General features: G+C 64.7%; 2 protein-coding genes. Both read right to left on the bottom strand.

Annotation, left to right across the window (positions count from 1 at the left end; genetic code table 11):
• The coding region (locus JHC81_RS12930) for an Ig-like domain-containing protein (RefSeq protein WP_292175328.1) at positions 1-4982 on the bottom strand (4982 nt) is incomplete at its 3' end.
• A gap of 91 nt (positions 4983-5073) precedes the next feature.
• Positions 5074-7050, bottom strand: a 1977-nt coding sequence (locus JHC81_RS12925; protein WP_292175325.1) for a calcium-binding protein, incomplete at its 5' end; no start/stop codon positions are given.

Raw genomic sequence — 7050 nt, 5'->3', positions numbered from 1 at the left:
TACCCCCAGGGGTCGGTATTGGGGTTGGTGGTGGGCATGTGGTCGAGGCGGGCGTTGTGGTCGTCGAGGGCGCGCTGGATGTCGGGGTCCAGGCCCCAGAGACCGAAGCCGCCCTCGCCGGTGCCGCCGAAGCCGCCGCCGAAGTCGAGGCCGGTCTCCGAACCCGAACCGCCCGAGCCGACGCCGGCCATGTCGTCGAACACGCCCGGCTGGATCTGCGGGCCGACGCTGTCGGTATCGACCTTGAGGTCCAGGAAGTCGTCGTCCAGCGAGCCCGGCTGAACCAGCGGCTGATCCGGTCCCGCCTTGTCGCTTCGAACGGCGATCAGGCCCGGCAACACCTGGGGCAGATCATGGCCGTCCCTGGCCTCGGCGATGTCCAGCACCGAAGGCTGAACCTGGGGGCCATCCGGATCGACTTTTGCGGACGGGGCGTGGTCATCGAGAACCCGGGAGACCTGGGGCTGGTCGGCGTCCTTGTCGGATGCGAGCGTGCCACTGTTCGACGGCGGATAGGTCAGGACCTGGGCGGCATTGTTGCTGTAGCGCAGCACTTCGATGCTGGTCACGAAGGTCGAGCCGTCGCGACCGCTCACGGCATCGACGATGCGCCAGCCGGCCCCCTCGGCGGTGACGGTGTAATCCGCCGCCAGACCGCGCAGATACAGGGTGTCGGTACCCAGCCCGCCGTCGATGGTGTCGTTGCCGCCCATGCCGCGCAGATAGTCGTTGGCCACCCCGCCGGTGATGCGGTTGTCCAGGCCATTGCCCCAACCGCTGAAGCTGGCCGGGCCGGTATAGAGCAGGTTCTCCACATGGGCCGCCAGGGTATAGGTGCTGACACGGCTCTCGACCGTGTCGATGCCCTCGCCGGCGTTCTCGATCACCGTGTCCGGTGCATCCAGGATGTAATAGTCATTGCCCAGGCCGCCCTGGACCTGATTGGCCTGGATCTGGCCACCCATCAGGATGTCGTCGCCCGCCCCGCCCAGCAGAACGTCCGAACCCAGACCGCCCGTCAACACATTGGCCCCGGCATCGCCGACGATGACGTCGTTGTACTGCGAGCCGGTGATGTTCTCGATGCCGGTCAGGAAGTCACGCCCGCCCTCGCCGTCGTTCAGGGTGATCACCGAATCCAGTCGCACCAGTATGGCCGAGGTCGCCTGGGTATAGTCCGCGGTATCGAGGCCCGCCCCGCCGGTCAGCTGATCGTCGCCGCCGCGGCCGCGCAGCACATCGTCGCCCGCCCCGCCGATGATCGTATTGGCCCCGCTGTTGCCTGTGCCGGTGAAGCCACCGGTGCCGGTGAACACCAGACGCTCCAGATTGGCCCCCAGATTATAGACGCCGATCTTCACCTCGACGGTGTCGATGCCCTCGCCCGCGAACTCGACCACCGTGTCGTTGGCCTCCAGGATGAACAGATCGTCGCCCGTCCCGCCGTACAGCTGATTGCCCAAGCCTGTACCGCCGTACAGCACGTCGTCGCCGCCCCCCCCGATCAGAATGTCCGAACCCAGACCGCCCCGGATGATGTTGGCCCCGCCGTCACCGACCAGCAGGTCGTCGAACGCCGAGCCCGTCAGGTGTTCGACGTCGATAAGGATGTCCACGCCCCCGTCACCATTGTTGCTGGACGCGCCGGTGGTCAGTTGCGCCCGAACGTCCGACGCGGCTTGACTGTAGTCGACCAAATCGATCCCATCGCCGCCATCCAGAATGTCATTACCGCTGCCGGGACGCAGGATGTCGTTGCCGGCCAGCCCGATCAGCACATCGTCGCCGTCACCACCCCAAAGAATGTTGTCGGCTCCGGAGCCGGTCAGTTGGTCGCTGAAGGCCGAACCGATCAGGTTCTCGATGCCCGAGAATCCATCCGACCCGCCCTCGCCGTCGTCTGATGCCCCACCCAGCGTCAGGCTGGCCACCACGCCACCAAGCGCGGAGGTATAGTCTGCAGCATCCACACCCTCACCGCCAATCAGCAGGTCCGTGCCACTTCCACCACGCAGCAGGTCGTCGCCATCACCGCCGTCGAGTTGGTCATTTCCTGCCCCACCGGTCAGCAGATTGGCGAGCTCATTGCCTGTACCGACGAAATCGCCATTGCCCGTGAAGGTCAGGTTCTCGACATTGGGGTTCAAGCCATACATCGACAGGTCGGTCAGAACCGTGTCGATGCCTTCGCTCGCAAACTCCACGATGGTGTCACCGACAACCCGGATCACATAGGTGTCGTCGCCGGTCCCACCCAACAGCTCGTTCGGAACGCCCACACCGCCATCCAGAATATCGTCACCGGCCTGCCCCACAAGGGTGTCGGAGCCGACGCCTCCGGTCAGGCTGTCGGCAAAGTCGCTGCCGATCAATACGCCTTCGCCGACGATCGTGCGCCCGCCCAGACCCGAAATCGTCAGTGTCAGCGTCGCGGCGGAGACGACGCCATCGCTGTCAACAAGGGTGTAGGTGATAGTTTCCTGCGCCGTCTCGCCTTCGGTCAAAGCGGCGGTATCCGCATTCGCCGTATAGCTGTAGCTGCCGTCGGCATTGATCCGGATCGTGCCGAATTGGCCCTGGATGATAGCGCCGACATTGTCGGCCTCGCCGTTGACGGTGCTGACCTGCGCCGAACCCGAACCCGCGGCGACAACATCGTTGTCCAAAAGTCCACTGGCCGCACCAACCGTGAGGGATCCGGCCTCGTTCAGGGTCACGGCATCGGCGACAGCGGCCGTTGCCGACCCGAACATAATGTCCACGGTCTGGGCCGACGTCACCGTCTGTCCGTCCGAGACCGTATAGCTGAACCGCGCCGGGCCGACATATCCGGCCGCAGGCGTGAAGACCCATTCTCCGGTCCGGGCGTCCAGGGTCACCGTGCCGTTCTGGTTCGATCCGGGAACCACAGCAAAGAACAGCCGATCGCCGTCCGCATCCGAAGCCTCTGCCAGAACACCGCTCAGCGCCTCACCCGCCGTCGTGCCGATCACACCGATGATATCTTCTACCACCGGCGCATCATTGACCGGCGACGGCTGGCCTGGTTGCCAGGCGGCAATGGCTGCATCCAGCGCCGCGCGCTGTTCCGTTGTCAGCCCCAGGTCAACCGCCTGCTGCATATTGAAGAGCAGTTGCTGATCGAACACCGCCAGCGCAGGTCCGCCGTTCAGTTTCAGCCCTACACCCAGCCAGAAGTAGGCGTCGTCAGCCGAGACTTCGACGCCCTCGCCCATCAGATAGCGACGGCCGACCGTATACATGGCGTCGGCATTGCCCAGCATGGCCGACAGCAGATAGGTTTCGACCGCCAAGGGGTCGTCCACGGGACCGCCATAGCCATTGTCATACAGAATCGCGAGTTGATACAGGGCTTTGGCGTTAGTAGGCAGAGCTTCCAGCAGGAGCCGGGCTTCGGCGGGATCCTTGTCCACGCCCTCGCCGGTCGCATACATGTCGGCCAGGATGATGTTGATGTCGGCAATGCCGCGCGCCATTTCCAGATATTGCGCGGCCAGAGCCGTATCCTTGGGCACGTGCTGCCCATAGCGAAGCCATGTTCCGTAAAACGAAGCTGCGAAGACATCGCCTGCATCCGCCAGAAGGATGACGTTGCTCACAAACGCCTGCAGATCGCCTGCGACCAGGAGAGCCACAGCCTCGGAGTAAGTCAGGCGATCCGGCTGGAGTCCGGCCGGCAGGACCGTGAACGTCACCGTGCGGCTTTCGCTGGCCAGTTGTCCGTCGCTGACGACATAGGCGAACGTGGCGTGTCCGCTGAACCCGGCCGTGGGGGTAAAGACGTAACGGCCATTCTCCGGGTTGATCGTCACCGTGCCGTTGGTGGCAGATCCTTCGACCAGGCTGTAGGTCAGGCGCTCGTCCGTATCGACGTCGGCACCGATGCGCAGACCGGACGTGAAGGCGGTATTGGCCGCGATATCCACCGACTCATCCTGGACCGTCGTGGTTGGTCGGTCATTGATACCGCCGATGTAGAAATATGCCGTCCGCTCGGTCGAGTTGCTGCCGTCTGTCACCGTATAGCGAAACGACGCCGGGCCCAGAAAATCGGTCGGGCCATAATAGTCGGCGTCAGGGGTGAAAACGAAGGCCCCCGTCGCGGCATCCAGGCTGACTGTGCCGTTCCTGACCGAACCGGCCACGACCCCGAATGTGGCATTGTCCAGATCGACGACCCCGTCACCGGGCAACTGGCCGGTAAGGTCCTGATCTTCGAGGCCATAAAAGACGTCGCGCGTCGCTGCTCCGCCATCGACAGGAATAGCGGGTTCGTGCGTCCGCACGGTGATGTTGGCGACGTCCAGAAAGCCAGTCGGCGCCTCGTCCGGCTCGTCGTTGATCATGACCAGGTGCAGGGTCGCGTCAGTCTGGCCCAGGGTTTCGGCCAGATCATAGGGTTGATAACGGTCGGCCCAGTCCCCCTGCTGGGTCTGGTTCTCACCCGCATAGGTCCAGTCCGCGGCGTCGTCGCTGAGCCGAACAGTGATGGTCCGCCATTCGCCCTCGACCAGTTGAGAGGTGATGTCGTTACCAGTGTTCGCCCAGTTGTTGGCGACCAGCGGCACGTAGAAATTCTTGTAAACGCCCTCTTCGGGGACATAGCGGCACAGCCAGACGACCAACTTGCCGCCGTTCGCTTCGAAATCAGTCGCGCGGATCGTGATTTCGAACTCGGCGTCCGTCAGGTTCAGAATGCCGGGCGACCCTGCCGCCGGAATCGACAGATGCGCGATCAGGCGTAACGCGCCGATGCCGTCGATATGGTTGGGGTCCAGCAGGCCGGGTGCGTTCAGACGTGTGAATGCCGCATGCTCGCCGCCTTCTTCCCTGACGACCGACGGTGCCAGCCAGGTCGTCCACGGACCAAGACCTGAATCGAAATCGAAAGAGTACTCGTGAGGGGGAGTGTCACCCTCATTAAGGTAGGGGGTGTCTGCATTCAGAAGCGAACTGGTCATACTACGCGGCACTACTTTTTAGTTTATTGTTATGAAGCATCGCCGCCGGAGTGATCCGGCGGCGATGGTCGTTTGGTCTTTGCTCCGGCCGTTACCCCCAGGGGTCGGTATTGGGGTCGGTGGTGGGCATGTGGTCGAGGCGGGCGTTGTGGTCGTCGAGGGCGCGCTGGATGTCGGGGTCCAGGCCCCAGAGACCGAAGCCGCCCTCGCCGGTGCCGCCGAAGCCGCCGCCGAAGTCGAGGCCGGTCTCCGAACCCGAACCGCCCGAGCCGACGCCGGCCATGTCGTCGAACACGCCCGGCTGGATCTGCGGGCCGACGCTGTCGGTATCGACCTTGAGGTCCAGGAAGTCGTCGTCCAGCGAGCCCGGCTGAACCAGCGGCTGATCCGGTCCCGCCTTGTCGCTTCGAACGGCGATCAGGCCCGGCAACACCTGGGGCAGATCATGGCCGTCCCTGGCCTCGGCGATGTCCAGCACCGAAGGCTGAACCTGGGGGCCATCCGGATCGACTTTTGCGGACGGGGCGTGGTCATCGAGAACCCGGGAGACCTGGGGCTGGTCGGCGTCCTTGTCGGATGCGAGCGTGCCACTGTTCGACGGCGGATAGGTCAGGACCTGGGCGGCATTGTTGCTGTAGCGCAGCACTTCGATGCTGGTCACGAAGGTCGAGCCGTCGCGACCGCTCACGGCATCGACGATGCGCCAGCCGGCCCCCTCGGCGGTGACGGTGTAATCCGCCGCCAGACCGCGCAGATACAGGGTGTCGGTACCCAGCCCGCCGTCGATGGTGTCGTTGCCGCCCATGCCGCGCAGATAGTCGTTGGCCACCCCGCCGGTGATGCGGTTGTCCAGGCCATTGCCCCAACCGCTGAAGCTGGCCGGGCCGGTATAGAGCAGGTTCTCCACATGGGCCGCCAGGGTATAGGTGCTGACACGGCTCTCGACCGTGTCGATGCCCTCGCCGGCGTTCTCGATCACCGTGTCCGGTGCATCCAGGATGTAATAGTCATTGCCCAGGCCGCCCTGGACCTGATTGGCCTGGATCTGGCCACCCATCAGGATGTCGTCGCCCGCCCCGCCCAGCAGAACGTCCGAACCCAGACCGCCCGTCAACACATTGGCCCCGGCATCGCCGACGATGACGTCGTTGTACTGCGAGCCGGTGATGTTCTCGATGCCGGTCAGGAAGTCACGCCCGCCCTCGCCGTCGTTCAGGGTGATCACCGAATCCAGTCGCACCAGTATGGCCGAGGTCGCCTGGGTATAGTCCGCGGTATCGAGGCCCGCCCCGCCGGTCAGCTGATCGTCGCCGCCGCGGCCGCGCAGCACATCGTCGCCCGCCCCGCCGATGATCGTATTGGCCCCGCTGTTGCCTGTGCCGGTGAAGCCACCGGTGCCGGTGAACACCAGACGCTCCAGATTGGCCCCCAGATTATAGACGCCGATCTTCACCTCGACGGTGTCGATGCCCTCGCCCGCGAACTCGACCACCGTGTCGTTGGCCTCCAGGATGAACAGATCGTCGCCCGTCCCGCCGTACAACTCATTGCCCAGGCCCGTACCGCCATAGAGGATGTCGTTACCGGCTCCACCGATAATGAGATCCGAACCCAGACCGCCCCGGATGATGTTGGATCCGCCGTCACCGACCAGCAGGTCGTTGAAGGCCGAACCCGTCAGGTGTTCGAACCCGCTGATCGTGTCCGAGCCGCCGTCACCGTCGTTGGACGCCGTGCCGGTGTTGAACTGGGCCCGCACGCCCGCCGAAGCGCCGCTGTAGTCCAGCAGGTCGATGCCCGATCCGCCGTCCAGCACATCGTTGCCGGCTCCGCCCGCGACGATGTCGTCACCGGCCAGACCCAGCAGCGTATCCGCCCCGGCCCCGCCCGACAGACTGTTGTTGCCACCCGAGCCGGTCAGTTGGTCGCCAAAGGCCGATCCCACCAGGTTCTCGATGCCCGACAGCCCGTCCGAACCGCCATCACCATCGTTCGACGCAGCGCCCGCCGTCAGACTGGCCACCACGCCACCCGCCGCGCCGCCATAGTCCGCCGTGTCGACCCCGGC

Source organism: Brevundimonas sp. (assembly GCF_016463295.1).
GTDB lineage: Bacteria > Pseudomonadota > Alphaproteobacteria > Caulobacterales > Caulobacteraceae > Brevundimonas.
Note: the sequence above shows the minus strand (reverse complement) of the source record. Positions and strands in the feature narration are given on the sequence as shown.